At 57.8% G+C, this 3,521-nt stretch carries 1 protein-coding gene and 1 pseudogene; both read right to left on the bottom strand.

Features of this window, described 5'->3' with window-relative positions:
- Positions 1–734: 734 nt before the first annotated feature.
- A complete protein-coding gene (locus EOA86_RS26960) occupies positions 735–2,951 on the bottom strand; it encodes an oligosaccharide flippase family protein (RefSeq protein WP_082982498.1) in 2,217 nt (738 codons plus the stop codon).
- A gap of 73 nt (positions 2,952–3,024) precedes the next feature.
- Positions 3,025–3,521 (bottom strand): annotated as a pseudogene (locus EOA86_RS26955) (exopolysaccharide biosynthesis protein); the annotation flags it as partial.

Below are 3,521 nucleotides of genomic sequence, written 5' to 3'. Positions count from 1 at the left end.
GCCTTGCGGCTTGGGCGGACGGAATCGAGGTCGTGAGCGTCGACAATCACACCCCTTTTATGATCCAACTCTAACGAAGCGGGTTTTACACGCCTCTGTGCCGAGCCGGGGTTCACCCCGCTGCGAATGGATCTGGCGGACTCGGCGCCTTCAGCTGCTGTTTTCAGACTTTCAGCCGTGCATCTCACCGCTCAGGGCCGGCGTGCGTTACTCCGTCCCTGAGCCGCAGCCTATGTGCAGTCGTACATCGTGGCGTTTCTCAATGTGCTTGGGGCTGCCGGCACTTCGGCATTGATCACCTCGTTTACGCCTCGTCGAGCCCTATACCGTTTTCCGAGCACCATCGCGACGCATCGCGGCTGCAATATCGGCAATAACCGGCCAGAAGAGATCAAGCTGGCTGTTTAAATCATCGAGACGGCTGGCCAGCGATGTACCTTTGCCGCCCCGGCGACGTTCTGGGCACTCGCGCCGGCGTCAGCGACCTTCACAATGCTGTCGGCTCCGCACCCGCGACAGCTATCGAGGACGGAGCGCAATGGTCGACACTTTCATGGGACGGATGCTGCAGCCAGCACAAGCGTTCATGCGGGTCTGAGAGCCCGATGTGTCGGCCGCGCACCTGTCGGGCGGCGCCGCAGTGTGATCTGATATCCGCAAAATCAATTTTGGAGCGGCCCAGTGTTGGCGCGGCCCATGGAGCGAATTTGGAATCCAGCTCCGACAACCTCAGGTCAGCGCAAGAACCGATACCGGTGCCGGCTGTCGCCTGCGCCTGTTCTGAACGACGTTAGCGCAAAAATCAGCGCAGGCATGATCTTCAGTCGTTTTCTGATATAGATCGCCATCGCCAGGTTCCAAACGGCCAATGCAAGCGTCAGGCCCACTGCAGCACCCAGCGGACCGTAAAGCTCGATTCCTGCCGCACAGCCTATGATGCCGGCGATTGCGCCAACGATCATGGCTGCTGCTGCTGCCCATTCGTTTCCGGTCATGGTCAAGAGATTCAGCTGGGGCCCGCATAGCGCGACAAAGACATATCCGAGCATCAGTACCCGCGCGATGGGTGCTCCTGTGCTGAAATCCTCACCGAACCAGCTCATGAGAGGTTTAACGATCACAACCAGCGGGAGGGCCATCGCTATGGCGCCGGCAGAGGAAAGTATGGCGGCTCGCGAAAATAACTGCTGCAGGCCCTTCCGATCGCCTCGGGTATGAAGGGCAGCCGCTGCTGGCGAAAACATCACGCCGACGGCGACGAGGGCAAGACTCACAAGCAACGCGACATTCAGTCCCAAGGCGAAGATTCCTGCGTCTCGAATATGACCTGACCAGCCCAGCACCATAACCCCTGCCCGACCGATGAAAACATCGAGCCCGGCCATGAGCATGATTGGTGGAACCGCCGCCCACCACTCTTGCGACGCGTCGCTGGGTTGAGTGTGCCGCAAGCCAGGCGGCTGAAACCTCGTCGCCATGATGAACACCAGTCCGACTGTGATGCCCGAACTTGCCAGCACCGCTTGCATCACCAGGGGGGCGTCGAGGGTCCATGATCCGGAAAGGGCCGCGACTCCCAGCAACATCACCAACAGGCCGTCGCGTACGATGCGTTCTGGCAAAAGGGCTGAGACACCACCGCCGAAGGCACGAACAAGTGCTGCACCCAAGGCCGAGGCGGTGAACAAAGGCACGGCTGCCATGCCAAGGAGTTGGCTGATTTCAAGTTCCTTGTGAGAAGGATCTGAAAAGAAAAAGATCAGAGCGGCGCCGATCATGCCGAACAGTGTCGCCGCCGCCAGCGATCTTTGCAGAGCAAACCTGACGACACCGTGTGCCAGGTCAAGTCGCCCCTCTGCCCGGTAGGCGGACACGAAGCGCAGTAGGGAGACATTGAAACCAAGCATTGCAAGATAGCCAAGCAGGGTGGTCCAGGCCAGGACATAGGAATAGATGCCATAGCTGGTGGAACCGACGAGGCGGGCAATCAACAACTGCGCCAAGCTGGTCAACCCCGCGCCACCGATATAGATCAAAAGGGCGAAGATGCTAGCGTAGCCGAGAGTCCGACCCATGTCTTCCTGGTGGGACAAAATTACATCCGCCGCAGCAAGAGAGGCCGCAGAAGTTCGTGCGGCCTTCACATCACAATCGTCGACGTCGCTTTGGTCAACCTCGAGTATCTTATGGCCTTGGCTGCCTTTGGCCGCAGGTCGACCTCCGGCTTGCAAAATTTTCGAGATTATCCTCCGCTCGACACACTGAATGCCTTCTAACGAGGACTGATCGTTTAGAGTTTGGATCGGAATGATTTTTCGGTCGGCCCCGACGAGAATATCATTTATGCTTTGAAATATCCCAAACGTGCGCATGTTTGTGTCAAAATCTGCTTCGAAAATTCGCTCCGCAGGCGCTTCATGCTCCATCCGTTGCTGCAAGCGCGTCTCAACGATCGCGCGTGGCGCAACAACTCTGAGTGTGAAATCAGCTGCGGGCGCGAGACTGAGCGCCTTTGCCAGCGCTACCCTGTCTGCGGATCCATTGAACATTGCCAACGACGCAATCGCCTGGACGTAGCCCTGATCGAATATGACTACTTCTCTGGATTGCTTAGCCTCATCCCAGCGGCGCGAAAGCTTCAATATGTGCTGCCAGAGCCGGGCCCGCCATATCCTTTTTTTTGGCGGCATCACTCTTATCATGGAAAGCGACGTTGAAAGATCCTTGATCCTGCCTCTCGGCGAAAGCAGGATTTTTAATGTTGAAAATATTGCCGACACGATCCTGAAAATAGCCAGAAAGATTCCAAGATCGACACTCGATCCCCTCTCGCGAGGGCGGTGACTGGGGGCAACCTTGGCGTGGTACCCTTCCTCCCGCAGTCGCCGGGCAAGGGCGTGAGCAAAGGTTCTCTTGCCGGATCCAGGCGGTCCGAAGAGTTCAATGATCATGGGTCCAATCCGTTCGTGGCGATACCTGCGCGATTTCCGCAACCATCGTTGCTTCGAAGTCCGCTTGTGACGCTCATGATGTTTCCTCGAGCAAAAGATCAGCGCTGTCCCCGAACTGGTAGCCGGCGTGCTTCTTGAGATTAACCTGCGTGAGAACGCTCCCCACAGGGGCCGAATCTGACGCATCGCTAGCAAGCGTTTCCAAAACACCGCGTGCGATGCTGCGTCGCGTCCTGCCCCAGCGAATGGCGAAAAGAACCGCATCAGCCCAGCCCGTCAGAAGCCCGGCCTCCGGCCCTCCAAGTCCCAGCGGTCCATTTATGATGACGACGCTGTAGATCGAGTGCAGCTCATCCGTGAACAGGGAGCTGTCGACCGTGGACAGCAATGCCAGCAGATCCTCCGACGGTGCGAGAGCCATGAAGTCGATTCCGATTTCAGGCATTCCCGCTATTGCATCGTGCAAGGCACAGCGTTCACTCACATAGTCCCCGAAAAAGTTGTGTGGCTTGAGCGCCGTGAATTCATCCAGGAATTCGTTCGTGAGGCGGGCGCCCGTGCGGTCAAGAT

This window comes from Mesorhizobium sp. M5C.F.Ca.IN.020.32.2.1 (genome assembly GCF_004023105.1).
In the GTDB taxonomy this organism is placed as follows: Bacteria; Pseudomonadota; Alphaproteobacteria; order Rhizobiales; family Rhizobiaceae; genus Mesorhizobium; species Mesorhizobium wenxiniae.
Note: the sequence above shows the minus strand (reverse complement) of the source record. Positions and strands in the feature narration are given on the sequence as shown.

Bases quoted from the DNA above. Each gene is read 5' to 3' on its own strand.
- EOA86_RS26960 (WP_082982498.1), bottom strand. From the start codon at position 2,951: ATGATCATTGAACTCTTCGGACCGCCTGGATCCGGCAAGAGAACCTTT.